Raw genomic sequence first — 26,525 nt, 5'->3', positions numbered from 1 at the left:
TGCGGCGCCATCAGAGGATGATAATGGAGTCGTTCCGGTCGGGGGCGGCTTCGCCCACATCCGCTCACCCAGCACTCCGAGGCTCGCCCACTCGCTGGCGCGGGGCTCCGCCAAACCTCCGGGTAATACCTGATGTGAACCCGTGGCTCCGCTTCCCCGCGCCAGCTTTGTGGGCCTTACCGCCTCTCCATGCAATGGGTTCACTCCTGTGGACGAAGCCGCCGTTTGGGGTCTGATTGGTTTTTTTTTGGTAGAAGTTCGTTTTGATTATAAATATAAAGGTATTTAAGGATAAATCAATAAAGCAAAAAATAGCGGTTCCGAGAGGTGCCTCTATTTTTTTGAATAGGTGGTGAAATTGTGGGGACAGCTTTTTTTGAACTTAGGGGGATCAGTAAATACTTTGCCAAAGTTATTGCTAATCAAGATGTTTCTTTTTCCATTCAAAGAGGGGAAGTTTTAGCTTTGTTGGGAGAAAACGGAGCAGGTAAAAGTACGATTATGAAGATCCTCTACGGACTATACAAGGCTGACGAAGGGAACTTCTTTAAGGATGGTAAGGAGATAAAAATAGCTTCGCCCAAGGAGGCCATGGAGCTTGGGATTTCCATGATCCAACAGCATTTTTCCCTGGTTCCTGCTCACACTGTGACTGAAAATATTATCCTGGGCAATGTTCGGGGAATAATTGATCATAAATTGTTCCGAGAAGAAATCAAAAGGTTGGCTGAGCTTTATGGCTTTGAGCTTAATCCTAATGATTATATCCGCGACTTGGCAGTAGGTGTTCAACAAAAAGTGGAAATTTTAAAGGCCCTGTATCAAAAAACCAATCTGTTAATTATGGATGAACCAACGGCAGTTCTCACCCCTCAAGAGGCTGAAAACCTCATGGGCTTTGTCAGGGATTTTACCGCCCAAGGTAATTCGGTTATTTTTATCACTCACAAGTTAAAAGAGGTCATGAGTGTTGCGGATCGGATTATTGTCATGAGGGCAGGAAGGGTCTATGGAGACATAAAACGGGCTGAGACCAACGAACTGGAATTATCCAAATTGATGATCGGCCGAGATTTAAAATGGGTAACTAAAGATGACCGGCAGGAATCTCTTGATCAGGAAGTGCGCTTGGAAATCCAACATGTTACCCTGCAGGAGAAAACCGGGGTTCCGGCCTTGAAGGATATTTCTTTGACCTTGCACAAAGGAGAAATTCTGGGGATTGCAGGGGTTAGCGGCAATGGCCAGCAGGAACTCTGCGAAATAGTGTGTGGTGCTATTTTGCCGACAAAAGGGAGAGTCTTGCTGGATGGGGAGGATATTACTGAACGGAAAATCAGAGCCAGGATTGACTTGGGAATTGGCTATGTTCCTGCGGACAGAAGCAGTGATGGCATGATTATGGATATGTCCATTGCCGAGAATATGCTGCTGAAAAGTAGTTACGATAAAAAATGGCAAAAGCGCGGGTTTATTGACAAGAAAAAGCTTAATCAATACGCCTTACAGGAGATCGGAGAATATTCAATTAAGGCTCCTTCTCCGGAGACCATTGCCCGGGGTTTATCGGGGGGCAACCAACAAAAAGTAGTTTTGGCCAGGGAAGTGGATAATGGAGAGAAGGTCATCGTCTTCGATCAACCGACCAGAGGGTTAGATCTGGGCGCGGTTAACCACATTCACCAAGTTATTCTTCAGGAACGTGCCAAAGGAAAAAGTGTTTTACTGGTTTCTACTGAGCTTTCGGAGATTTTTGCCCTTTCTGACAGGATTGCGATCTTGTATAAGGGCGAAATACAAGGGGTATTTAACAGTGCCGAGCTTACCACCGCAAAGATTGGTCTGTTAATGGCCGGATTTCGCGAAGGAGAGGTGAGCAACGATGCAGGCTAAGCTAAGAGATCTCCTGATCACCAATATTCTGGCCATTGTCTTAGGACTCGTTGCCAGTGGGTTAATGCTTCTTTTTCTGGGTAAAAATCCCCTTAGCGCCTATAGCGTATTAATCACCTCGGTGGTGCGTGACGGCTATACCTTTGCCGACATCTTTGTGAAAGCAACGCCCTTAATGTTCACGGCTTTAGCCTTTGCTTTTACTTACAAAGCTAATTTATACAATATTGGTGCCCAAGGGCAGTTTTACATCGGCGCGGTAATTGCCGCCGCCGGCTCCTTGTTGCTTCAGAACATCCTGCCTGGTTGGCTGGTCCTGATTATTACCTTGCTCCTAACCATTGTTGGCGGCGGCCTCTGGGGGGCATTTATCGGCTTTGTCAAGGCCAGGTACAATTCCAATGAATTTTTAGTGAGTATGATGTCCACCTATGTGGCTTTGGCCATTATGAATTATTTGCTGCGAACGTTTCTCATAGAAGGGAAAGCAGAATACCCTCAAACGGATGCTCTGGCTGCCTCTGTCTGGCTGCCTCGTATCATCCCCGGTACCAGGCTGCACATTGGTTTTGTTTTGGCAGTGCTGGCCTGTGTTGGGGTTTGGGTTCTGCTTTACAAGACGACCCTGGGTTATCGCATCCGGGCCGTAGGTTATAATGCGGGAGCCGCGGAAATGTCAGGCATCAATGCCAAGAAACTTTATATACTGGCGTTTTTTATCAGTGGGGCATTAGCTGGAGTGGCCGGATTTACGGAAGTTAACGGGGTACAGCATATGCTGGTTCAGGGCTTTAATCCGGACCTTGGAGCAGCTGGGATTGGCATTGCCATCTTAGCCAATGGCAACCCCATAGGCATAATTTTTGCCGCTATTTTATTTGGTGCGCTGAAGGTTGGCGGTACTATTATGGGGCAGATGTCAGGGATCCCCTCAAGTATCATTGAATTGATGCAAGGCTTTGTGATGGTATTTGTCATACTCTCGTATTTTGTTCGGACCTGGTTGGAAAATAACCGGGAAAAACGCAAATTACAAAAGGCGGTGGCAAAATGATCTATTTGTTAAGTGCAACAATCATGATGGGGACGCCATTGCTTTTTGGAGCTCTAGCAGAAGTCATTGCCGAACGAACTGGGATGATGGTAACGGCTATTGAAGGGATCTTTTTAATGGGAGCCTGGGCCGGTTTTGTGGGAGGGTATTTAAGCGGCAGTTTGACCGTGGGATTTTTAGCGGCCATGCTGGCCGGTTTATTGGTGGCAGGTTTATATGGCTGGATTTGCATCTATTTAAAGCAGCATCAAGTGGTGACCGGGGTGGCCATCAATCTTTTGGTAGTAGGCCTTTGTTCATTTTTGTACCGGGTCATTTTTGGAGTTCCTATAACTCCGCTAACCATTAATCCTTTAGCAACGATTCCAATTCCCCTGCTTTCAGAAATTCCGCTGATTGGACAAATACTGTTTAATCAAAACATATTGACCTACATTATCTATGTGTTGGCACCGCTCTCCTATTTCATGCTCTATAAAACTTCTATCGGTTTAACGATCCGGTCTGCCGGGGAAAATCCGGAAGCGGTGGATGTGGCAGGCATCAATGTTCTTAGGGTTCGCTTTCTTACGGTGCTTTTAGCAGGGGTTATGGGCGGAGTAGCCGGTGCTTTTTATTCGATAGGTTTTCTGGGCATGTTTACTACGAATATTATTGGTGGCCGTGGCTGGATTGCTTTTGCCATTTGCTTCTTAGGCAATTGGAATCCCAAAGGGGCAGTGATTGGTACCCTGGCTTTCGGATTTGCCGAAGCCATTGCTATTTATATGCAGTCGATAGGGAACAGTGCGTTTTTTCCCAATGAATTATTTATTGCTCTGCCCTATATTATGACCATTGTTTTAACAATTTCCAGAAAATCCTTTAGTGTACCGGCTAAATTGGGAGTTCCTTATGTGAAAGAAAATTAACTCCCTGATGACCTCAGCAAGAGCTGGCCACCTTACTGAAGGGAAGCCAAATAACCATTCCAGATACTACATTGTAGAAGCAGACATCAAAGGCTTTGGTGCTATTGGATCATGATTGGCGCATACGAATGCTGGAACTGCGCATAGCAGATAAAGCATTTCTGAGACTGATCAAGAAATGGCTAAAAGCAGGCATCTTGGACATCGATGGAATGGTTAGACATTCAGTAACCGGATGCCCGCAAAGCGGAATCATCAGCCAATTTTAGCGAACATCTACCAAAAGATATGAAAAAAAAGAAAAGAATTATGAAGAGATCCGTTTGGCCGTTGGGGGTATAAACCATGAGGCTTAAAGCGGATCTCTTTTTTTATCAAGTTTTGTGCGCCTTCTTCGTTAGAATACCTACTTTTTTGGAGTTATTATTTTTCCTTTAATTTGTCGAAAAATTAATATCTAGCACGAATGATCACATTTATATTTATAGATAATCGAAATAAAGTGTATGCCAAATATTTAAAAATGCATTTGTCAAATAATTGTTTAACGGCTATAATGAATTCATAGATTGTTGATTGTAGACAATCGACTATGGAAGCAGAAAGGTAACTGGTGTGCCTACCGGTCTTCAAAACCGTGTTGCGGCATTGACTGCCGTGGGTGGGTTCGATTCCCATATGCTTCCGCCAATACGGCCCGGGTACGTTGTCAGAATGAGGCGTGTTCGCTCGGGCCACCAATTTTGCCGGACAGCAAGTGGAAGGAATTATTATGCAAAGTAAGCGGATGCGCCGTTAGGCGCGTTATCCGTATTGGAGCTGCCGATTGCCAAGGTGGCAATCGTGGCAGCCTCGGGGTGACTATAACATCGTTGTGCGGGGTTTGAAGACATGGAGAGTATTGTCATAGGAACCGCAGGCCATATCGACCATGGAAAAACAGCCTTGGTAAAGGCGCTGACCGGGCGGAATACAGATACGCTGGAAGAAGAGAGACGGCGCGGCATTACGATTAATTTGGGATTTGCCTACTTTACGCTGCCATGCGGAAAAGTCGCCGGTATAGTGGATGTACCCGGGCATGAACGCTTTGTAAAGAATATGCTGGCAGGTGCCAGCGGCATTGATATTGCAATGGTGGTCATTGCAGCCAATGAAGGTGTAATGCCGCAGACAAAAGAACATGTCGATATCCTGAGCTATCTGGATATCAAACAGAGCATTGTTGTGCTGACTAAAATTGATATGGTGGACGAGGAGTTTAAGGAATTGGTTCTTGAAGACACCAAAGAGTATTTACGGGATACCTTCCTGCGGGATGCACCGCTGGTCGAGGTGGATTCACTGAGCGGCAAGGGGCTCGATGCCTTGGTTGGCCACCTGGATGGTATGGCGGTACAGACGGACCGGCGCAGTGTGGAAAAGGACGCCAGAATGAGCGTGGACAGGGTGTTTTCTGTTAACGGATTCGGCACGGTGGTCACCGGAACCTTATCGGACGGGAAATTACATGTCGGCGATGAGGTGGTGATTTATCCGCAAGGGCGCCCGGCGAAGATACGCAACCTGCAAATACATGAGCAGGATGTGCGTGAGGCGCGCGCTGGACAGCGCACGGCGATCAATCTGGCAGGTATCGCTTCAACACAGGTAAGCCGTGGCTGTGTCATTGCAAAAAAAGATTCGGTCTTTGCCACTAAGGTGATGGATGTCCGGTTCAGCTTGAGCAGAAACACGGACTTTACCGTCAAGAAAATGGATCGGCTGAAACTGTATATTGGTGCGCGGGAGCTGGTTGTGAAAATTATCCCATTTGGCGTTAGGCAAGTGACCGCAGGCCAGGAGGCGTATGGGCAGATCTTGTTTGAGCAGGAGGCGGTGGTGCGCAAGGGGGATGCCTTTGTGCTGCGTACAATTTCGCCAGTCGAAACCATAGGCGGCGGCAGGGTAGTTGACCCTACTGCGCCGAGGTACCCCAAAGTAACACAGGAGATTCTGGACACTGTACGACTGAAGGATACCGGCTCTGCGCCCGATATGCTGGAGACATTTGTGCGGGCGCATCCGCTGCTTACAAAAGATATGCTGGCCGGGCTGGTATATCTGGCATCGATTGAGGAAACCCTGCAGGAATTGCTGGCAGCCGGACGGCTGATTCAGCTGCAGGATTTCCTCATACATCCGGACAGCGTTGGTGTGTTTACAGAAGAGGTGATAGGTCTTTTGCTGAACTACCATCACACATATGCATTGCGCAGGGGAATGTCCAAGGCGGAGCTGAAATCCCGCCAGACATTCGCCGGAGGCGATAGGAAGTTTGCCCTGTTGCTCTCCCTTTTGGAATCCAGAAACGTGGTGAAAATTGCCGACAATCTGGTGGCAACCGCTGATTTCAGCCCGCAGTTTTCGCCGCACCAGCAGGAAATCCGTGCCGAGTTGGAGAGTCAGGTGCGTGAATGTGGCTATACGTTGCCAAGCTTGCCGGAGCTTGTCGGCAATTTTAGGGAAAAACAGCAGGTGATGGAATATCTGCTGCTGGATACGCTGATGGCGCTGGATGGGCAGCTGGTGATTGACCGGCAGCTATACCAGGATGCCAGAGAGATCGTCAAAGAGCTCGCGGTCGAACATGGCGTGATCAAGCTACCGGATTTTCGCGACAGGCTGCAGACGAGCCGGAAATATGCGCTGTTGCTGTTGGAACGTTTCGACAAGGAGAAGCTGACAAAGCGCGCCGGCGAGGATCGTATTTTGTTGTAGATGCTATAGGCATAAACAAAACTATGAAAAGAATGGGTGGAGGAACGATATGCAGGTTTATGACGTCATTATTCTCGGGGCAGGCCCGGCCGGACTTTCCGCCGGCCTTTATGCAGGCAGGTCTCGACTAAACACACTGCTGATCGAAAAGCAGAAGGATGGCGGACAGATTGTCATCACATCGGAGATTGAAAACTATCCTGGGTGTCTGGACGAAGAGTCCGGCGCGTCGCTGGTGGCGCGAATGACCAAACAGGTAGAAAAGTTTGGCGTGGAGCGCGCGCAGGATACTATCACGTCTGTGGATTTTTCCGGCGATGTCAAGGTTGTCAAGGGCTTGCACGGTGAATACCACGCTAAGGCTATTATTGTGGCGACCGGCGCATTCCCGCGCCCGATTGGCTGCCCGGGTGAGAAGGAGCTGATCGGCAAGGGTGTGTCCTATTGTGCAACCTGTGATGCCAATTTCTTCGAGGATATGGATATCTATGTAGTTGGCGGCGGCGATACCGCTGTAGAAGAAGGTATATATCTTGCAAAATTTGGGCGCAAGGTCACGATCATCCATCGTCGGGATGAACTGCGTGCAGCGAAATCCATTCAGGAAAAGGCCTTTGCCAACCCGAAGATCAAATTTATGTGGGATACCGTCGTAGAGGAGCTGAAGGGCGACGGCCTGTTGGAGAGCATGGTGGTCAAAAATGTCAAGACCGGCGAATTGACCGAAGTGTTCGCCAATGAAGAAGATGGTACCTTTGGTGTATTTGGCTTTACTGGGTTCTTGCCGCAGTCGGCTATATTTGAGGGCGTACTGGCAATGGAAAACGGTTATATCAAAACCGACGAAGAGATGCGCACAAATATTCCGGGTGTATTTGCAGTGGGGGATATCCGCATCAAAACACTGCGTCAGGTGGTCACCGCGGCAGCGGACGGAGCAATTGCAGCCATGACGGTGGAAAAATATCTGGAGCATTAACATAAACGTCTCAAATATAGTCAAAGAAAAGGAGAGAAGGACATGCTGTTATTGGACAAGGAAACCTTTGAAGCCGAAGTTCTGAAGGCGGAGGGCACTGTACTGGTCGATTATTTCGGTGACGGTTGTGAGCCCTGCAAGGCTCTGTTGCCGCATATTGAGGGCTTCAGTGAAAAGTATGGCGACAAGATCAAGTTCACGAAGCTGAACACCACCGGCGCGCGCCGTTTGGCCATCAGCCAGAAGATTCTGGGCCTGCCTGTTATTGCGATTTACAAAGGCGGGGAAAAGGTGGAGGAGCTTATCAAGGACGATGCAACTCCCGAAAATATCGAGGCCATGATTCAAAAGTATATTTAGTGAAGCAGCGGCACTTTGCCCCTGCGCACTGACTATAAAATCCTAATGACTTATAAAATTCTAAAAGGAGGAAGAAAACATGTTGCTGAAAGATAAGAAAGTCATTATCGTTGGCGACAGGGATGGCATACCCGGCCCGGCGATTGCAGCCTGCTGCTCAACAGCCGGCGCAGAAGTTGTATTCTCATCGACAGAATGCTTCGTTTGAACCGCGGCAGGCGCCATGGACCTGGAGAATCAAAAGCGGGTGAAAGAGTTTACGGAAGAATTCGGTGCCGAGAACATCGTTATTGTTCTCGGGGCAGCCGAAGGTGAAGCAGCCGGACTGGCAGCTGAAACCGTAACCGCAGGTGACCCGACTTTTGCAGGTCCATTGGCGGGAGTCCAGTTAGGACTGCGTGTATACCATGTCTGCGAACCAGAGATTAAGGATGAAGTCGACCCTCAGGTGTATGAGGAGCAGATCAGCATGATGGAAATGGTGTTGGACATTGATGATATCATCAAGGAAATGACATCGATCCGGGAGCAATATTGTAAATACAACTAATTGGCAAGGGATGATGACAAACGAAAGGAACCAGCATACCGGTTTTGTTTCGTGTCATCGCCCCTTTGTATACTAATGGCCTTAAAAACAATCTATTTGTTTTTGAGGGGTGTGCAATGCACAACCGCCGCAACTGTGGTGCGATGCATTGTCATCTTAGTCAATCGCACGCCTTTGGTGTGCAGGCAGGCTTCGCTTGCTGCTTCGAAACGATTTAATTTTAGACTAACTATATTGCCAGAACGGAAAGGGTGTTTCAATTGTACAGCGTGGTAAAAGGCGCGAGCTACTTTATTGCCCACGCGCCGGATATGGTTGTGAACAATGGTACAACACAGACTACACAGCGCAAAGCGGATCCGAATGCCGAATACCTGACACAGTTGGAAAAAAGCCTGCGCAGCTACGAGGATTGTGTAGCTTACCTGCCAAATCAGGTGTACATCGGCAATATGACTCCTGAAGAGCTCGAGGGTTATGCTTTACCGTGGTATGAGCAGAAGGCCCTGGGCGCACAGCGCAAGGGGAAATATGGGGAAATCATGCCGGAAGATGAATTTATTGGTATGATGAAGATTTGCGATGTGTTCGACCTGGTCAAGCTTGAGGCTGGCTTCTCTGCCGACCTAAAGGAAAAGCTGGGGCAGCATGCCCTGATCGATGCATCTCAGCTCGAGGTGTTTGATAAGCCCAGCAAGGAGGCGGAACTGCGTAAACTTATTGATAAAGAGCACGCAGAACCGATCTATTATCTGGGCAAGATGGTAGGCTGCATCAAGGCTGCCCATGACTTCGATGAATCTCTGTCGGCGCATGTTATCTTTGAAAATATTGTATCTAAGGCGTCTTGCGTCTTGTCGATCCTGCATCTGATGGATCAAACAGATGTGGCCAAGGACGAGATTGCCTATGTCATCGAATGCTCGGAAGAGGCTTGTGGCGATATGAACCAGCGCGGCGGTGGCAACTTTGCAAAGGCTGCTGCGGAAATCGCGGGCCTTACTAACGCAACCGGCTGTGATGTACGCGGCTTCTGCGCAGGGCCTACCCATGCGCTATTACAAGCGGCATCCCTCGTAAAGGCCGGCTTGTTCAAATATGTGGTTGTTGCAGCCGGCGGCTCGACTGCGAAGCTGGGTATGAACGGCAAAGACCACGTGAAAAAGGGTATGCCGGCACTGGAGGACTGTGTGGCCGGGTTTGCCATACTTGTCGGCGAAAACGACGGCATCAGCCCGGAAATCAACACAGATATCCTCGGCAGGCATACGGTGGGTACCGGCTCATCACCGCAGGCTGTAATCTCCTCGCTGACAGCCGCCGCCCTCGAAAAGGCCGGGCTCAAGCTGACGGATGTTGACAAGTATTCCGTGGAAATGCAGAATCCGGATATTACAAAGCCCGCGGGCGCAGGCAATGTGCCGGAAGCAAACTACAAGATGATCGGTGCCCTCGCTGCCATGCGCGGTGAAATTCAAAAGGCGGAGCTTGCCGATTTCGTCAAAAAGCACGGCATGGTCGGCTGGGCGCCGACACAGGGGCATATTCCTTCCGGCGTGCCGTATATGGGCTTTGCCAGGCAAGATATCTTGGAGGGCAAAATCAGCCGTGCCATGTTTATCGGCAAGGGGAGCTTGTTCCTCGGCCGTATGACAAACCTGTTTGATGGCGTATCCTTCGTCTTGCAGCAAAACAGCGGAAAGGGCCAGTCGGAAGCGGTTTCGGAAGAAACCGTGAAGAAGCTGATCGCGCAGTCGCTCAAGGATTTTGCTGGCCACTTGCTGCAGGAATAGGGGGGAAGCCAAGTTGAGTAATATGATCAACAAGACAATCTCGAATGTATTTCTGCAAATGGCGGATATCTTGGAAAACGGTGCGTCCATGCAGCGGGTGCCGATTGCCGTAACGGCGATGGGCAGTGAGCACGGCGAGGATTTGATTTACCATGCAGCCAAAGAGGCTGCTGACCAGGGGCTTCTCGTGAAGCTGATCGGCAGCCAGCCCCTTGACTACCCCGGTGTGGAGGTCGTATCCGTCTCTAGCAGCGAGGAGGGCCACAAGCGCCTCGAAAGCCTGCTCGACAGCGGTGAAGCGCTGGGCGGCGTAACCATGCATTACCCGTTCCCAATCGGCGTTTCTACCGTTGGCCGTGTGATTACGCCGGCCACCGGAAAGGAAATGTTTATCGCAACAACGACCGGCACAACTGCTCTTGATCGCGTGGAGGGCATGGTGCGCAACGCGATCTATGGAATTGTCACGGCCAAAGCCTGCGGCATTCAAAATCCAACGGTTGGCATCCTGAATGTGGACGGCGCCAGACAGGCAGAGATCGCACTGCAGAAATTGCAGGCGGCGGGTTATCCTATTACATTTGCACAGTCGAGGCGCAGCGACGGCGGCGCGGTGATGCGCGGTAATGACCTGCTGGCGGCTTCCTGCGATGTGATGGTGACGGACCCGCTGACCGGCAACCTGCTGATGAAGCTGTTGGCCGCCTATACAACCGGCGGCAACTACGAATCCCTTGGTTATGGCTACGGGCCCGGCTTGGGAGAAGGTTTCGACAAGCTGATTTTGATTATCTCACGGGCATCCGGCATGCCAGTGGCGCGGGGCGCAATGGTGTTTGCCGCACAGCTTGTAAAGGGCGGCTATCAAAAGATTTTCGCCCAGGAGTTGGCCGCAGCGAAAAAAGCGGGCTTGGACAACCTTTTGGCCGGCCTGCAAAAGGAGAAAAAGGGTGCGGAAGAACCGCAGGAGATAAAGGCGCCGCCGAAGGTTGTCGTCACCGAGGAGATCATGGGGATTGAAATCCTCGATCTTGAGGACGCCGTTCGCCAGCTCTGGGCTGCGGGCATTTATGCCGAAAGCGGCATGGGCTGCACTGGGCCGGTGGTGCTGGTCGCGGAGGAACAATTGGAACAGGCGCGATCGATTTTGGCCGACAAGGGCTATATCGGTTCGTAACTCATGAAATCTGGAGGCTATGCTGTGGAAGAGAAACAAGCCCTGTTGCGTGCGCTCCCCAAGGTGGATGACTTGCTGCGCCGGCTTTCAACCGTAACGGCCGACATGCCCGGCCAGGTCGTTAAGCGCGTGGTGCAGGAACAGATTGATTTATGCCGGCACGCAATTCTGGACGGAAACCCGAGTGAAGTGGGTGTGCCGGGCATTACGGACAGGATTCTGACTGCACTGGGGCAGGTGCTGCAATGCCATCTGCGGGGTGTAATCAATGCGACGGGCGTTATTCTGCACACGAACCTTGGCAGGGCGCGGCTCTCGGATGAGGCAATGGAGACGCTGACCGCCGCAGCAACGGGTTATTCCAATCTGGAGTATGACCTCGAGAGCGGCGAGCGAGGCTCACGCTATGCACATGTGGAGGCACTGCTCACGGAAATTACGGGAGCGGAGGCTGCGCTGGTGGTCAACAACAACGCAGCGGCGGTCTACCTCATACTGGATACACTGGCCAAAGGCACCGAAGTGATTGTCTCGCGAGGTGAGCTGGTGGAAATCGGCGGTTCCTTCCGTGTGCCGAATATCATGGCGCACAGCGGTTGCAAGCTGGTCGAGGTGGGCACAACCAACAAAACGCACCCGGCCGACTATGCGAACGCCATTAAAGATGAAACCGGCGCACTGCTTAAGGTGCATACCAGCAATTATCGCATTGTGGGCTTCACCCAGGAGGTGCCGCTCACCCAGCTGTGGGAGATCGGGCAGGAAAACCGGCTTCCAGTCATTTACGATCTGGGCAGCGGGTTGCTTGCCCAGCTGGAAGACTATGGCATACGCACGGAACCGACCGTGGCTGAGTGCGTGCCGTATGCTGATGTGCTGTGCTTCAGCGGCGACAAGCTGCTCGGCGGGCCGCAGGCCGGCATCATTGTGGGGAGTAAAGCACTGGTTGATCGCATGAAGAAAAACCACCTGCTGCGTGCGCTGCGCATCGACAAGCTGACACTGGCTGCGCTGGAATATACGTTACGTCAGTACCTTGACCCGGATAACGCGGTGAAGAGTATTCCGACATTACGGATGATTACTTCGCCCGTCTCGGAAATGGAGGCAAAGGCAAAGATGCTTATCAGCCTGCTGGAGGCGCGGCCCGATGTACATTATTCGATTATGGATACATTGTCGCAGATTGGCGGCGGCTCGCTGCCAGATGTGACGCTTGCATCGTGTGCGGTTGGTATATTGTCTGATCGGCTTTCAGCCAATGCGATGGAAGAGCGCTTGCGAATGGGCAATCCGCCTGTGATCGCACGTGTCTCACAGGACAGCGTCCTGCTCGATATGCGCACGGTCGACGGCAATGAAATACCAACTTTGGCGGCATGTCTGAACCATATTTCAAAGACATAACCATCGATCCATGCTGAACCGGCGGATGGAAAATGTTCCCGGTCGCATGAGAATCAATAAGTATCGGAAAGGAGATGTCTCTGTGAAACTAACCCTTGCAAACTTTCATGTAAAGGATATCTGTTTCGGCGCTAAAACCGAGTTGAAAGACGGAGTCCTGACGGTGAATAAGGAAGAGGCTCTCGCCGTTGTGCGGGAGGATACCCATATTACAGAAGCAGAACTGCACGTTGTCAAGCCCGGCGATATGGTTCGCCTGGTGCCGGTCAAGGAAGCAATCGAGCCCCGTTATCGCGTTGGTGGCGGGCCGGTATTCCCCGGTGTGACAGGCGAACTGATGCAGGCCGGCAATGGCAAAACCCATGCGCTCAAAGATATGAGTGTGCTGGTGGTTGGCAAGCATTATGGTGGCTTCCAGGATGGCCTGATCGACATGGGGGGCGAAGGCGCAAAATATTCATACTACTCACAGCTGAAAAACCTCGTGCTCGTTGCCCATACCGATGAGGAATTCGAACGCCATGAGCAGCAGAAGAAGAACCGTGCGCTGCGCTGGGCGGGGATGCGTCTGGCAGAGTATATTGGCGCCTGCACAAAGGATTTGCAGCCGGATGACACCGACGTCTACGAGTTGGAGCCGGTAACCAAGCGCCCGAAGGCAGTCAACGATTTGCCGAGCGTCGTGCTGGTACTGCAGCCACAGTCGCAGATGGAAGAGATGGGCTACAACGACCTGAACTATGGCTGGGACTGCAACCATATGTTACCGACCTTCATGCATCCGAACGAGGTGCTGGACGGGGCGATGATCTCCGGTTCTTTCATGCCCTGCTCATCCAAGTGGTCGACCTATGATTTCCAGAACTTCCCGATGATTCGCCGCCTGTATGAAGAGCATGGCAAGACCCTGAACTTCCTCGGCGTCATCATGTCGAACCTGAATGTCGCACTGGAGCAGAAAGAGCGCGCGGCAATTTTTGTGGCACAGATGGCAAAATCCCTTGGCGCAGACTCTGCGATTGTGGCCGAGGAGGGCTATGGCAACCCGGACACCGACTTCACGGCATGCCTGGTGGCGCTGGAAGAGGCCGGCATAAAAACAGTCGGTCTTTCCAACGAATGTACTGGCCGCGACGGAGCGAGCCAGCCGCTTGTTTCTATGAATGTAAAAGAAGACGCAATTGTCTCCTGCGGTAATGTATCCACGTTAATCGAACTTCCGGCCATGCCTGCGGTGCTGGGTGAGTTGGAATCTCTTAGCCGCGACGGCCTGTCCGGCGGCTGGGGCAATGATGAGAAACTTGGGCCGTCTGTGCGGCCGGATGGCTCGATCATCATGGAAAACAATGCCATGTTCTGTGGCGACCAGGTAGTTGGCTGGTCGACAAAAACTATGGTGGAATTTTAAAGGAGGGTCAAGGCGTGAAAGCAATTCTGTATTTAAACCAGTTCTTTGGCCAGATTGGCGGCGAAGAACTTGCAGATCATGAGCCTGAAATCCGCGAAGGTTGTGTCGGTCCGGCATTAGCTTTACAGGCAGCCTTGGGCGATCAGGTGACCGTAACCCACACGGTTATCTGCGGCGACAACTTTATGGGTTCGCGCACAGAGGAAGGCATTGATAGGATTCTGGGCTTCCTCAACGACAAGGAATTCGATATTTTCTTTGCAGGCCCGGCATTCCGCGCCGGACGTTATGGTGCAGCCTGCGGCCATATTTGCAATGCGGTACAAAACAAGTTCGGCGTACCGGTGCTTACATCCATGAATGAAGAGAACCCCGGTGTGGAAATGTACCGCTCCAAGATGGTTATCTTCAAGGGCGGCGCAAGCGCCGCAGCGATGAAAAAAGACGTTCAGGCAATGGCTAAATATGGTCTGAAGCTGCTCAAGGGTGAGAAACTGCTGCCTGCAGTTGTGGAAGGCTATTTTGGCCGCGGTATCCGCGATATGATCTGGCTTGATCCGCCTGTTAAAGCAGCGGACCGCGCAATTGATATGCTGCTCAAGAAAGTTCGTGGAGAGGCATACCAGACCGAGCTGCCGATTCCGAAATCCGACCGGGCGCCGATTGCAACCGCCATCACCCCGGAAGAGCTCAGCAAAATGGAGGTTGCGCTGGTCACCTCCGGCGGCATTGTGCCGGTAGGCAACCCGGACCGCATTCAGTCTGCATCTGCCACAAAATGGGGCAAATACGATGTCAGCATGCTCGAGAACCTGCAGAAGGGCGAGTACATGACGATCCACGCGGGCTTTGACCCGGCTGCCGCCAATAACGACCCCGACGTTATCGTGCCGCTGGATGCCATGCGCGCATACCAGAAGGAAGGTAAGATCGGTGGCGTTTACAAATTTTTCTACTCTACCGTCGGCACCGGCACCACACAGGCCGAAGCCGCCAGAATGGGTCGCGAAATTGCAGAGGAGCTTTTAAAGGATGGTATTCGTGCCGCCATCCTGACCTCCACATGAGGAACCTGTACACGTTGCGGTGCAACGATGACAAGAGAAATTGAAAAGGCTGGCATCACCATCGTACAGATGGCCAACCTGATTCCTGTTTCAAAGACCGTTGGTGTAAACCGTCTGGTGCCCACCATCTCCATTCCTTATCCCTTGGGTGACCCGAGCACATCTGCCGAAGAGCAATTCAAGCTGCGCTACCACCGTGTAGGCGTTGCACTGGATGCTTTGACAACAGATATTAAGGAACCTGAGGTCTTTAAGGTCAAAATCTAACGGCTGCCAATTCATTCTTCCTTTAAGGGGCTGAGCGCCTTTCATGCAGTGACATGGAGGGCGCTGCTGCCCACAATACAGAAGACAGACGATTAGATTAGGAGATGAGAGCAATATGAAAAAGAACAACACCGTATTCATTATATCCCTAGCGATTACGTTAATTATTGTTGTGCTTGGGCTCATTATCCCGAAACAGTTTGCGGACGGCATGAACGCCGCATTTGCTTTTTTGACTGACAAGTTCAGTTGGCTGTACCTGATGTCAATGTTTATTTTCGTTGCCTTTTGCCTGGTGCTTGCATTCAGCAAATACGGTAAAATCAAGCTGGGTGATGATGATTCCAAACCGGAATATAGCACGCTTTCCTGGTTTGCCATGCTTTTTGGCGCCGGCATGGGCATCGGCCTTGTATTCTGGGGCGTGGCCGAACCACTCAATCATTACGTGAGTTTCGGCATGACCGAAGAGGCCGCCAATCTGGCGATGCGCAAGTCATTCATGCATTGGGGGTTTCACCCGTGGGCGGGCTATGCGGTAATCGGAATGGCGCTTGGCTACTTCCAGTTCCGCAAAAAGATGCCAGGCCTTATCAGCAGTATTTTTGTACCGCTGCTTGGAGAAGAGGGCGTGCGCGGGCCAATTGGAAAACTCATTGATATTTCTGCAGTATTTGCGACGGTTGCGGGTGTAGCAACATCACTCGGACAGGGTGCGCTTCAGATAAACGGCGGTCTCAGCCATATGTTTGGTATTCCGTCGACGATTTTCGTACAATTTATTATCATCGCCGCGATTACAGTTGTTTATACTTGGACAGCCGTCAGCGGCATCGACAAGGGCATCAAGCTGCTTTCCGACATCAATATGGTGTTGGCAGTTGCCTTAATGGGTGGCGCTTTTTTGATCGGTCCCACGCTCTTGGACATTAATATTTTTACAAATAGTTTGGGGAGCTATGTGAACAACTTTGTTGCTGACAGCTTTGGTATCAACCCCTTTGGCGACAACAGCTGGCTGAGCAGCTGGACAATCTTCTACTGGGCATGGTGGATTGCCTGGGGTCCGTTTACGGGCACCTTTATCGCCCGTATCTCCAAAGGCAGGACAATCAAGGAGTTTGTAGTGGGTGTTATCTGTGTGCCGTCGCTGGTTTCTATGGTATGGTTTGCTATTTTCGGCGGCCTTGGCCTCAATTTGGACAACTCCGTGATTCAGACTGCGATCCAAAACACAGAGACAGCGCTATTTGTTGTATTTAGTCAATATCCGCTGGGCTTTATCCTCTCGATTATTGCGGTTCTGCTACTGTGCACGTTCTTTGCGACAAGTGCAAATTCGGCAACATTCGTATTGTCGATGTTCTCATCGGAGGGCGATCTGAACCCGGGCAATTCTAAGAAGATTTTGTGGGGTGTGCTGCAGGCTGTACTGGCCTTCGTCCTGCTGATGACCGGCGGCCTGTCTGCGCTACAAACATGTTCCATCGTGGCGGCATTCCCCTTTGCTATTATTATGCTGCTGTGCTGCGTATGCCTGTATAAGGCACTGCTCGAGGAGCAGCTTCCAAAAGCAAAATAGACACAGCAAGCGGACTTCGCACCAACTGAAACAAGCTTCTCTGGTAAACCGGGCGGCTTGTTTTTCTTATCTTGATCAGGGCGGGATGTTTCCCGGAAAGGCGGGCAGCTATGGATTTGAAGCAACTGGAAGCCTTCGTATATGTTGTGAAGCTCAACAGTTTTTCGAAGGCGGCGGATACGATTTATTTATCCCAGCCGACCATCAGCGCACATATCAGCTCTTTGGAGAAAGAGCTCGGCACGCAGCTGCTGGTGCGCTCTACAAAAGAAGTCTATCCCACCAAAGTTGGGGTGGAGTTTTTTTCCTATGCACAAAACATGCTGGCGCTGCGTGATCAGGCGATCCAGTCTGTCAGCGGCCTTGGCCGCAACAGCAGGGGGGAGATATCCGTACTGTCCTCCAGTGTGCCTGCACAGTACCTGCTGCCGGAGATCATCACAGCGTTTCGCCGGCGTTACCCGAATATTATCATCCGTGTCCACCAGTGCAACAGTAACCTTGTCGGTGCGAAGCTTGGCAACTGCTATTACGACTTTGGAATTGTGGGTACGAAAATACAAAGCAATAAATTTATACAGGAGCCTTTTTGTGATGATACGCTGGTATTTGTGTATCCAGCGGATTTGGATATGGATGAGGCAATTATCCGTAAAAACCTGGTTGATTTTATCCGCAGTCAGCCGTTTATCCTGCGCGAGACAGGCTCAGGAACCTTGCAGGAGCTCGACCTGTATCTCAAAAAGCACGACCTGTCGCTCGATGATCTAAAGCCGGCCTGCTATATGGATAACACACAAGGCGTCATGCAGGCAGTCTCCAGCGGGATGGGGATTTCCTTCCTTTCGAAGGCAGCAACCGCTCTTTATGTGCAAATGGGCCTGGTGAAAACCATCGAGGTTGACCACCAGTTTTTCCTGCGCAGGTTCTACCTGCTGCTAAAGAAGGATATGGTGTTATCCCCGGTGCAGAAGCTGTTTGTAGATTTTATCGCCCAATATTACTATGGAACAAAGAAACCGGCATAGCTTTGTGCTCCGTATTTTCCTATATATTGTCGTTATCCTCCGGCACTGTGCATCTTCAGAAATATATAGTATAATAAAATGCATTATAAAGATGATTGGTGATAGAAATGGACTTTGCGCAAAATTATACAAAGCACAACCTGAGCGAACTGGCTGTACTATATATTAAGAATAAAATTTTGTCCGGGGAGTTTAAAAGTGGCGATAAGCTCGTTGAATCCGATATTTCCAACGATCTGTCCATCAGTCGTGCACCTGTACGGGAGGCCCTGCGGGAACTAAATATGCAGGGCATGGTTATGTTTTCGCCCCGCAAGGGTAATTACGTGCTGGAGATGTCACATGAGGAAACCATGGAGGTGTTTGATATCCGCATCGCCATGGAAAAGCGGATTCTGGAGCTGCTCGTCGGCGCGAGCGCCTTGCAGGATATGGATTTCCGGCAGTTGGACGACTTGACTGCGGAGATGTATGCGCTGGAAGGCCAGCAGATGGAACCGCATGAGATGTTGTACCGCCTGAATCACTTGGACTTGTCGTTTCACAGCTACCTCTGGAAGGCGTCTGGTAGCTTGCGCCGTGGAAAGATTCTGGAGGGGCTTTTCTACCAGTTGCTGATCATCATGAATAAGGATGTGATCACGCTTGGTACCTTTCATGAAAAGGCGCAGGAGCATACCCGGATTGTACAGGCGTTGAAGCAGAACGACCTGCCGCTGGTATACCGGGAAATTGAAGCCCATTTTAACAGCTATATAGAGGCAGTTGAACAGCGGGAACTGCAATAGCCTGTATCGGTGATGCTGCGATGGAATGCACTCTGCAATCCGTCGCTTTTTTTATTTGTCATTGTCAACACACCATACTACAACGAGATAATGTTATAATAGTTTGTATACATAAGGATATAGGTCTGGAGTTGTAAAGACTATTTTGATAGTTTGCCGCGGAAGCGGCAGGAAAACTATGCACAAAAAGGAGACTATTAAGATGATTTTCAGACAGGCGCTGCCTCAAGAGATAAATTTTATCTTCAGTGAAGGGTACAAGGAGTGGAGCAAAAACAGGACCTTTGAACAATATTGTGCCGATAATGCCAAGGAAGATGTGTGTGGTACAAGGTATGTCCTAGATGTCAATAACGAAATTGTCAGCTCTCTGATAATATTAAAACTCAAGGATATTGTTGGAAAAAAAGCATATGGTATTGGGTCTGTATTAACACCAAAAATTCACGCCGGTCAAGGTTATGCCACGGAATTGTTAAAAAACTGCCTACAAAAAGAAAAAGAAGACTCCTTCATTTTTTTATTCTCAGATATAAATCCTGAATTCTATAAGAAATTCAACTTTAAAATATTACCTTTGAAATTTCAAAGATATGAAAAAAGCGTTTGCATGGTATATTGTAATGATGTTAGCTGGAATGAACTTTTGAATTGTTCAATAGATGCAATACCCAACTATTTTTGAACCAAGAAATCTGAACAGAAGAATAAGCGCTATGGACGGCCTATTCAGATGAAGAAAATAACCGTGAGCGCTTTACCTGACTTGATAATTGATCTTAATCCGGTTTTTGCTGCTTTGTAAAATAACATAGTGAATTAATGAACACTACTCATTCACATTAATTCCCGTTGCAGTGGGCAATATTAAAAAAATGTATCGATTGTATTATCGTATAGGAGATCAGATAGGACAGGCTTTCTCAATGGGAATATAGTTTAAAATTTAAGGAGGGTTCCTTATGGCTCATTTACTAGATACATTGTACGCGGGCTCGTTGACCTTGCATAATCGTCTGATAATGCCTCCCATGGCCACTGCCAAGTCCGAAGCGGACGGTGGTGTAAGCAAGGCGGTCCTCGACTATTACCAAGAAAAATCGAACGGCGGCTATTTCTCGCTCATCATAGTTGAACACAGCTTCATAAGCCCCGAAGGTAAAGCTAGCAAGAATCAACTCTGTGTCGCTAATGATCATCTGGTGGAAGGATTACGAAGTTTAGCCGAGGTTATTCACAGCAATGGTTCAAAGGTTGTGATGCAAATTAATCACGCTGGAAGCGCCACCACTCAGGAAGTCATTGGAACGATTCCGGTCGCTCCCTCCCCAGTTCCCCATCCTTGGAATGGAAATACCCCTAAAGAGCTTACCAAACAGGAAATTACCGGTATCGTCCAAGCCTTTCAGGATGCTGCTCGTCGTGTAAAGGAAGCAGGTTTTGACGGAGTGGAGATCCATTCTGCGCACGGCTACCTACTTAACCAATTTTTCTCCCCCTTGAGCAACAAGCGAACCGATGAGTATGGTGGAACTATTCATAATCGCCTTCGCCTCCATCTGCAGGTTATCGCAGCAGTCAAAGCTGTTGTGGGCAACGATTTCCCACTACTCTTACGGTTAGGGTCTTGCGATTATAAGGAAGGCGGAATCACGATTGAAGATAGCCAGATAGCGGCCAAAGAATTCGAGAAAGCAGGCATCACCATTCTCGATATTTCCGGTAGCTTTTTAGGTTATAAATCTCCGGGAATTTCTGAGCAAGGCTATTTCTCCCCTCTGACTGAAGCAATTAAAAAGGTTGTATCCATCCCTGTAATTCTAACTGGCGGCATTACTGAACCCCAAGCGGCTGAGAAATTGCTGTTAGATGAAAAAGCTGACCTCATCGGTGTCGGTCGCGCTGTACTTCAGGATTCGCAATGGGCGAAACAGGCAATTGAAACATTGCGATGAGGGAATGCCCTAGGTCAAGAACTGCTTACAACGTGGCTCACCGGGTAATGCATGTAAAGGTTTAAGGTACCCTTCCAGGCAGTTTACAAAAAAACGAAAAACAAGGTGTTTCGCGTGTTGACGCGAAGCACCTTGTTTAGCTGTGTAGGCTATCTCCTACTTGACTTTAGTTATCTCGTAATCTCTTAACTTCTTCTTCAGAGAGACCAGTTGCATGGACTACCTTTGGAATTTCAAATCCCATGTCTAAAAGGTTTTTTGCAACTTCAGCCTTTCCTTCAGCTCTCCCTTTATCCTTCTCAGACTTCAGCCTTGTTACCAAAGGGTGAGCAATGAGCTGGCGGTTGCCCAGATCAAGCTGCTTACCCCTAGAACCAAGGTCCGGAGGGAGAAAATTCTCACCTAAATAAAATTTATTCCATACCGGATCTTCTTATTATCTTGGGGAAATCCTGACAACTCGCATCCCGATTGCAGGAGATTCTGAAATAAAAAAAGAAGAGGTATTCTTCAATGGGGCCTTGGGATCTGTTTCAGATTATATTAAAGAGACTGATCACCTACTAACCTCTAAAGGCCTGAAATAAATATCTTGATCAACAAGCTTTCGGTAGGGACTATAAAGACAACTCTTTATGATATTTTTCTTGGGAAAAACTTTACAAAAGTAATAATAGGAAGTGATCTGATGATAATCGCGGCACTAGCCGTCGATAGCGATAAGGCCTTTATGTTGAACTTATATCATGATTATTATGGTCTTGTACGGAAGACTGTTTATAATATTACCCATGATTTGGACAACCTTGAGGACCTGATTAATGATACTTTCTTAAAATTAGTTGACAAAATCTCTCTAATTCGTACTTTAAATAGTTGCAAAACGGCCGCTTATATTGTCTATAGTTCTAGGAGTGTGGCTATCAACTTTATTAAACACAGAGACGTAGAAACAAAACATTTGTATTATGGAGAAGAAAGTGACATGGCAAAATCTATTCCAGATGGTGAAGATACGATAGTGGACAGGATTATTCATCAGGAAGAAATCGAAGAAATGGGAAATGCCATATTGAAACTTCCTGAAAAGCAAAAAGAACTGTTGTATTTTAAATATATTTTGGATATGGATGATAGTGAAATCGCGCCAATTTTGAATATCGCTCCCGACAGCGTCCGGCAGTATTTAACAAGAGCCCGCAGAAACGCTAAACAAATGATGGGCAAGGAGATGAATAATCATGCCAAATAACCGTCCGGATCAGATCCGAAAAAAGCTTCTTGAAGAATATGATGACAGTTTGTTTAAGCTGGTTATGCACGATGCTGCCGAAAGGGAAGGAAAGCTTTACCTGGAGGAAAAGGAAAAACTCAAAAATGATCCCGAATTTGCTCCTTCAAAAGAGGCACTTCAAAAATTCAGCCTGCAACTGGACACCCGGTTAAACAAGGCAAAAACTTATACCGCAAGGCGACGAATGTTGGGGATTTTAAACAAAGCGGCAGTAGCAATACTGATCATGCTTGTCATCATGTTTACCACCGTCGCAAGCGTGCAGGCCTTGAGAGTAAAAGCACTCAATCTATTAAAGGATATCCGGCAGCAATATACGTCTTTTGAACTAAAGGAGAGTGAGAATGGCTTGAAGGGAAGCAATGCGGTTGTCAATTGGAGCCAAGCCTATGTGCCGACCTATATACCGGAGGGCTATAAAGCCACCAATATTTCTAAAGGTAAAATTCACAATGAAATCCAATTTAAGAACGAGCAGGGAGGATTGATTACTTATACAGAGTTAATTGAGGGCAACAGGCCCGCGCTGGATACGGAGAATGCTTTAGTCACTAAAACCGTCGATATAAACGGTCATGAGGGAACACTGGTGGAAAAGAACTCAGTGGTGACAATCATATGGGAAATGAATAGCCGTATATTTATGATTCGGGCTCAGACAGACCAGGATGTGGCGATGAAAATCTCTGAAGGGGTAAAATATATAAATTAAAATTTAAAAAAATGTGTTGCAAAAAACCTCCTTGCTTGTCTTTATTTAATGAAAGACATTCAAAGGAGGTTTTTAGTTTATGAAACGATTATTCTGTATAATTCTTGTTCTCCTCAATTTACGTACATTTCCTATTTAAATCCGGGATTATCTATAAGCTCATCGGGCCTGGCTACCTGTGTAGGGGCTGCCGCCGGCTATTTTGACTCCTACACAACGGTGGTAACAGCTGAATTGCAAAAATCCTCCGGCAGCAGCTGGAGTAAAATTAAGACATGGACAGCGTCGGCAACCGGGGCCGCAATTGCCTCAGTAGAAGGGGAGTACTACGTTGTTCATGGGACTTACCGGGTTTGTGCCACCGCTAAAATCTATGATACTTCGGGCAAACTTTTGGAAACCCAATCACTATACTCCCCTATGGTGACATATTGATTCCATATCAGGTCAGGGTCAGTAGAAACTAGAAATTCGATATATTCACTGTCTGCAATTTAAGTTCATTTACAAGGAAGGAAACGAACAATTGTCTAAAACAGACATGGAAAAGCGAAGGAGGAAGAATTATTAATAAAAAGAGATACATGATTTTCATTATATTCATGTTAGCAGTATTTTTGTCAATACTTATTGCCTTGAAAATGCCAAATAAGACAGTTAATCATAACGGTATGGAATTAAAATCAAAAGTTATATCAATTAAAAATCAAAATGAAAACGTATATGAAATTCCAAAATCCCAGATTGACAATGGCGAGTTAGGGTTTTATAAAATCAATGGAAGAGATGGTATTAATCTTGAAAAAGGCGATGAGGTATTAATAGTATTAAATATTAAAACAGAAAACGTAGATCATTGTGTTTTAGGCTATTGCATTAATGAAGAATATACAGATTTTTTTTTAGCCCCAATATCTGATACTTTGGAAGCTAGTTTTATTGCCCCAAAAGGAGGTGAGTATTATATATACAGTATAGGAGCATCTGCTAGTTTTACTAATATCGCATCTGGGAAAATACAGATTAATCCAAATAAAGGAGAAGAAAAAGAATGAAAAAAATTATTGCTTTTGCTTTATGTAGTGTTTTATTGATTTGTGGATTTATTGGGTTATTGAATACACCTGTTGAAGCATCGACATTAAATCAGTATCTTGTTGAAGTTGATACACAGGGCCTGAATGTAGAAGTATGTGTTGATGAGAGATATAAAGATGAAGTATCCGTTATTGTAGATGGAAAGATATACAGTATTAACGAAGATAATCAATTGGTTGACACTAATGAAGTCTTTATTCAACCGTTTTATGACTATTCTGTGACGCCACAATAGATAATGGAGAAACATTTGGTTTCCCTAGGTATGCTTATAAAGATACTAAAATGTGGATAAATTGCAGCGGAGATCCCGAAAGGAGAAAGGCTTATATTAACCATGGTACGGATCTCCTAGTATCTGTTACAGGGAGTACTAGTAATATTGGTACTATTGCAGGGGTAACCGGCCGAGCTTGTACCAAGAATCGTACGCGCGTAAGATTCTTGGTACAAGCCGAAGAGAAGATTGTCACTCTTGCCGGGTTAATCACATATTATGCGGTGAAGTGAAAGGATCCGTGAAATAATATGGGGGATTTCTCTACTCAGTGGGGAAAATACAGCCGCCCTTGGGGCAAAGTATAACAATAACTCATTGGATTTTTACCCATTCAACTTAAATATTGGATAATTTCGTCATATAAATTTGTCTTGTATTTCAGTTTTTGCCCGCCATATATGTATTGACCATTTTTGTAAACAAACAGGACGGAATGGTCATCAATAAAGAATTTGTTTATTAAAATGTTTGAACCTAAAACAATTGGTCTATTATAAAAAAACTCGATGCCATCAATCTTATTTGGTTCTGACGGTGCTGCACATTTGAGTTTCTCCAAATTGAAAGTATTAAAATATATGGACTTTCGAACAACTTCTAGAATCAAACTATAAGTATTATCCGTCTTAGTAATTTCCTTGGTTATGCCATTATGTGTAATTATTATCTTATCAGGCTGTGGTACATAATTTAAGATTCCAATTAACCCCACTATACTTATTATAATGAATAAGAGTCTAATTTTTTTCAATAATATTTCCTCTTTGAAATTAATTTTAGCGTTTCAAAACAACCATTTATGAGTCATTGAATCTCCTGATCATTGTTATTTTCCGTATATCCCTTGTTTGATGAATCTTCTGTATCGTTTTCCTTCCTACTATTCCTTTCTAAGAATATTTCTCTTTGGTCTCTATGTCAACTACCTTAATACAGGGGGAAGGCTATAAGTTTGATTTCGTCTGTGCGGTGGAGAAAGGAACAATAACGATGGGTAGCGGGCTGATAATTTTTCATAAATAAAAACCTCCTTTGAATATCTTTCCATTAACTAAAGACAACAAAGAAGACTTTTTGCAACATTTATTTAACTCCTTCAGCTATAATTAAATCAATTTTCTTTCTAAAATAAATACCAATAGCCTATATACAAATGTTAGTAGTTCATTCTGAATTGGGTAGATAAGCTATCCTAAACTATATATTAAGAAGAGTCGGATATGCAATTTATCCGACTCTTTTAATTTAATAAATTCTTATATAGTCAGCAAATACGAAAATTCTCAATTCATCTAATCTACGATTTAGTAATCATAGTGACCGCTTTTCCAGTGTTCGGGAATGAAGACAAAAGAAGGAGGCGCCTAAAGAACTGAGTGCAGTTCAAAAGGCGCCTCCTTTTCTGTGAGAACAAATAAAACCTTGTAATCTACGAGGTTTTTTTGCATAAACTACTTAATTTCCTGCTCTAGGATAAGTTTTAAGACAAAAGCAATAATGATTAATGTAAACGTATTATAAGAAGGTATATCTGCAACAACTACGGATATCCCTAAACTATTGTGAGTAAATCAATAAGGGGGAACTGAATTTGTCGAACGTAGCACTACTCAGAGTATTGGAAGCCCGTTTTGAGAAAAACATGAACCGCCATCAAGGTCTTGAATGGGCTAAAGTACAAGCAAAACTGGAAGCTAATACTGAAAAGCTGTGGTCACTCAATGAAATGGAAAGAACTGGCGGTGAACCGGATGTTGTTGGTCATGATAAAAAGACGGGCGATTACATTTTTTATGATTGTTCAGTAGAAAGTCCTAAAGGCCGCAGAAGTGTTTGTTACGACCGTGAAGCACTGGAGTCAAGAAAAGAACATAAACCAGAAAATAATGCTATTGATATGGCTGCTGCCATGGGCATTGAGCTTTTAACGGAAGAACAATACAGGGAGCTGCAGAAACTTGGGAATTTTGATACGAAAACATCGAGCTGGGTGAAAACACCTGCTGATATTCGAAAACTCGGCGGGGCCATCTTTTGTGATCGTCGCTACGAGACTGTCTTTGTATACCACAATGGAGCAGAATCCTACTATGCTGCCAGGGGTTTTCGTGGCTCGCTAAGGGTCTAAAAATCCATAACCCCGGTAGTATGTCTATACTGTG

General features: G+C 47.3%; 27 protein-coding genes and 1 tRNA gene. 26 read left to right on the top strand and 2 right to left on the bottom strand.

From position 1 onward, the window contains the following. The first annotated feature begins 360 nt into the window (after positions 1-360). The 19 genes from M8E35_RS11960 to M8E35_RS11870 all read left to right on the top strand — a co-directional run bounded on the left by M8E35_RS11960 (position 361) and on the right by M8E35_RS11870 (position 20,979). Entirely contained in the window at positions 361-1,893 is a 1,533-nt protein-coding gene (locus tag M8E35_RS11960; RefSeq protein WP_252469319.1) for an ABC transporter ATP-binding protein, read from the top strand. Further along, positions 1,883-2,947: an ABC transporter permease gene (locus M8E35_RS11955; protein ID WP_252469318.1), complete on the top strand. Its 1,065-nt coding sequence runs from the start codon at positions 1,883-1,885 to the stop codon at positions 2,945-2,947. Before M8E35_RS11960 ends, M8E35_RS11955 begins: the two co-directional genes overlap by 11 nt. Further along, positions 2,944-3,858, top strand: coding sequence for an ABC transporter permease (locus M8E35_RS11950; protein ID WP_252469317.1), 915 nt, complete (start codon positions 2,944-2,946; stop codon positions 3,856-3,858). The genes M8E35_RS11955 and M8E35_RS11950 overlap by 4 nt, the downstream gene beginning before the upstream one ends. A 104-nt stretch (positions 3,859-3,962) precedes the next feature. Then, positions 3,963-4,127: a hypothetical protein gene (locus M8E35_RS11945; protein ID WP_252469316.1), complete on the top strand. Its 165-nt coding sequence runs from the start codon at positions 3,963-3,965 to the stop codon at positions 4,125-4,127. A 325-nt stretch (positions 4,128-4,452) separates the two neighbouring features. Next, positions 4,453-4,548: transfer RNA gene (locus M8E35_RS11940), tRNA-Sec, on the top strand. 201 nt (positions 4,549-4,749) lie between these two features. Then, positions 4,750-6,618 (top strand): selenocysteine-specific translation elongation factor, encoded by a 1,869-nt coding sequence (gene selB, locus M8E35_RS11935; protein WP_252469315.1) that lies wholly within the window; start codon positions 4,750-4,752, stop codon positions 6,616-6,618. A gap of 49 nt (positions 6,619-6,667) precedes the next feature. Beyond that, positions 6,668-7,597, top strand: coding sequence for a thioredoxin-disulfide reductase (gene trxB / locus M8E35_RS11930; RefSeq protein WP_252469313.1), 930 nt, complete (start codon positions 6,668-6,670; stop codon positions 7,595-7,597). Between the two features lie 42 nt (positions 7,598-7,639). Beyond that, a complete protein-coding gene (gene trxA / locus M8E35_RS11925; RefSeq protein ID WP_252469311.1) occupies positions 7,640-7,957 on the top strand; it encodes a thioredoxin TrxA in 318 nt (105 codons plus the stop codon). Between the two features lie 79 nt (positions 7,958-8,036). Further along, on the top strand, positions 8,037-8,507 hold the full coding sequence (gene grdA / locus M8E35_RS11920) for a glycine/sarcosine/betaine reductase complex selenoprotein A (protein WP_252469309.1): 471 nt from the start codon (positions 8,037-8,039) through the stop codon (positions 8,505-8,507). A gap of 311 nt (positions 8,508-8,818) precedes the next feature. Then, positions 8,819-10,300, top strand: coding sequence for a glycine/sarcosine/betaine reductase complex component C subunit beta (gene grdC / locus M8E35_RS11915; protein ID WP_252469430.1), 1,482 nt, complete (start codon positions 8,819-8,821; stop codon positions 10,298-10,300). 22 nt (positions 10,301-10,322) lie between these two features. After that, positions 10,323-11,477 carry a glycine/sarcosine/betaine reductase complex component C subunit alpha gene (gene grdD, locus M8E35_RS11910; RefSeq protein ID WP_366946875.1) on the top strand — a complete coding sequence of 385 codons (1,155 nt, stop codon included), beginning with the start codon at positions 10,323-10,325 and terminating at the stop codon, positions 11,475-11,477. 24 nt (positions 11,478-11,501) lie between these two features. Then, a complete protein-coding gene (gene selA, locus M8E35_RS11905) occupies positions 11,502-12,884 on the top strand; it encodes an L-seryl-tRNA(Sec) selenium transferase (RefSeq protein WP_252469306.1) in 1,383 nt (460 codons plus the stop codon). A gap of 82 nt (positions 12,885-12,966) precedes the next feature. Then, positions 12,967-14,292: a glycine/sarcosine/betaine reductase component B subunit gene (locus M8E35_RS11900; protein ID WP_252469305.1), complete on the top strand. Its 1,326-nt coding sequence runs from the start codon at positions 12,967-12,969 to the stop codon at positions 14,290-14,292. Between the two features lie 14 nt (positions 14,293-14,306). Next, a complete protein-coding gene (grdH, locus tag M8E35_RS11895; protein WP_252469304.1) occupies positions 14,307-15,626 on the top strand; it encodes a betaine reductase selenoprotein B in 1,320 nt (439 codons plus the stop codon). A 115-nt stretch (positions 15,627-15,741) separates the two neighbouring features. Beyond that, a complete protein-coding gene (locus M8E35_RS11890; RefSeq protein ID WP_252469303.1) occupies positions 15,742-17,208 on the top strand; it encodes a glycine betaine uptake BCCT transporter in 1,467 nt (488 codons plus the stop codon). 110 nt (positions 17,209-17,318) lie between these two features. Next, on the top strand, positions 17,319-18,236 hold the full coding sequence (locus tag M8E35_RS11885; RefSeq protein ID WP_252469302.1) for a selenium metabolism-associated LysR family transcriptional regulator: 918 nt from the start codon (positions 17,319-17,321) through the stop codon (positions 18,234-18,236). Positions 18,237-18,343: 107 nt separating this feature from the next. Then, positions 18,344-19,024: a GntR family transcriptional regulator gene (locus M8E35_RS11880; protein ID WP_252469301.1), complete on the top strand. Its 681-nt coding sequence runs from the start codon at positions 18,344-18,346 to the stop codon at positions 19,022-19,024. 202 nt (positions 19,025-19,226) lie between these two features. After that, the gene (locus M8E35_RS11875; protein ID WP_252469300.1) at positions 19,227-19,709 is read left to right on the top strand and encodes a GNAT family N-acetyltransferase; all 483 of its coding nucleotides are present in this window, start codon (positions 19,227-19,229) and stop codon (positions 19,707-19,709) included. Between the two features lie 277 nt (positions 19,710-19,986). Further along, positions 19,987-20,979 (top strand): NADH:flavin oxidoreductase, encoded by a 993-nt coding sequence (locus tag M8E35_RS11870; protein WP_252469299.1) that lies wholly within the window; start codon positions 19,987-19,989, stop codon positions 20,977-20,979. A gap of 166 nt (positions 20,980-21,145) precedes the next feature. On the opposite strand, the gene M8E35_RS27225 is transcribed toward M8E35_RS11870, so the two are convergent. Then, positions 21,146-21,301: an Rpn/YhgA-type helix-turn-helix domain-containing protein gene (locus tag M8E35_RS27225; protein WP_508012314.1), complete on the bottom strand. Its 156-nt coding sequence runs from the start codon at positions 21,299-21,301 to the stop codon at positions 21,146-21,148. A gap of 366 nt (positions 21,302-21,667) precedes the next feature. Here M8E35_RS27225 and M8E35_RS11865 point away from each other — a divergent pair, with 366 nt between their 5' ends. From M8E35_RS11865 to M8E35_RS11840, 6 genes are all read left to right on the top strand, one after another. Further along, positions 21,668-22,231 (top strand): RNA polymerase sigma factor, encoded by a 564-nt coding sequence (locus M8E35_RS11865; RefSeq protein ID WP_252469298.1) that lies wholly within the window; start codon positions 21,668-21,670, stop codon positions 22,229-22,231. Further along, complete coding sequence (locus M8E35_RS11860) at positions 22,221-22,985, top strand: DUF4367 domain-containing protein (RefSeq protein ID WP_252469297.1); 765 nt, start codon at positions 22,221-22,223, stop codon at positions 22,983-22,985. Before M8E35_RS11865 ends, M8E35_RS11860 begins: the two co-directional genes overlap by 11 nt. Before the next feature lie 48 nt (positions 22,986-23,033). Continuing rightward, positions 23,034-23,420: a hypothetical protein gene (locus M8E35_RS11855; protein ID WP_252469295.1), complete on the top strand. Its 387-nt coding sequence runs from the start codon at positions 23,034-23,036 to the stop codon at positions 23,418-23,420. 182 nt (positions 23,421-23,602) lie between these two features. Continuing rightward, positions 23,603-24,040, top strand: a complete 438-nt coding sequence (locus tag M8E35_RS11850; RefSeq protein WP_252469293.1) for a hypothetical protein — start codon at positions 23,603-23,605, stop codon at positions 24,038-24,040. Continuing rightward, the gene (locus tag M8E35_RS11845) at positions 24,037-24,318 is read left to right on the top strand and encodes a hypothetical protein (protein WP_252469292.1); all 282 of its coding nucleotides are present in this window, start codon (positions 24,037-24,039) and stop codon (positions 24,316-24,318) included. The genes M8E35_RS11850 and M8E35_RS11845 overlap by 4 nt, the downstream gene beginning before the upstream one ends. Before the next feature lie 50 nt (positions 24,319-24,368). Next, the gene (locus M8E35_RS11840; RefSeq protein WP_252469290.1) at positions 24,369-24,593 is read left to right on the top strand and encodes a hypothetical protein; all 225 of its coding nucleotides are present in this window, start codon (positions 24,369-24,371) and stop codon (positions 24,591-24,593) included. A 101-nt stretch (positions 24,594-24,694) separates the two neighbouring features. Here the strand turns inward: M8E35_RS11840 and M8E35_RS11835 are convergent, their stop codons facing one another. Continuing rightward, positions 24,695-25,114 carry a hypothetical protein gene (locus tag M8E35_RS11835; protein ID WP_252469288.1) on the bottom strand — a complete coding sequence of 140 codons (420 nt, stop codon included), beginning with the start codon at positions 25,112-25,114 and terminating at the stop codon, positions 24,695-24,697. Positions 25,115-25,954: 840 nt separating this feature from the next. On the opposite strand from M8E35_RS11835, the gene M8E35_RS11830 reads away from it, so the two are divergent. Continuing rightward, positions 25,955-26,491 (top strand): DUF4256 domain-containing protein, encoded by a 537-nt coding sequence (locus M8E35_RS11830; protein WP_289710800.1) that lies wholly within the window; start codon positions 25,955-25,957, stop codon positions 26,489-26,491. Positions 26,492-26,525 lie beyond the last annotated feature (34 nt).

Source organism: Desulfosporosinus nitroreducens (assembly GCF_023897015.1).
Classification (GTDB): Bacteria; Bacillota; Desulfitobacteriia; order Desulfitobacteriales; family Desulfitobacteriaceae; genus Desulfosporosinus; species Desulfosporosinus nitroreducens.
This window is presented reverse-complemented; position numbering and strand designations above follow the sequence as displayed.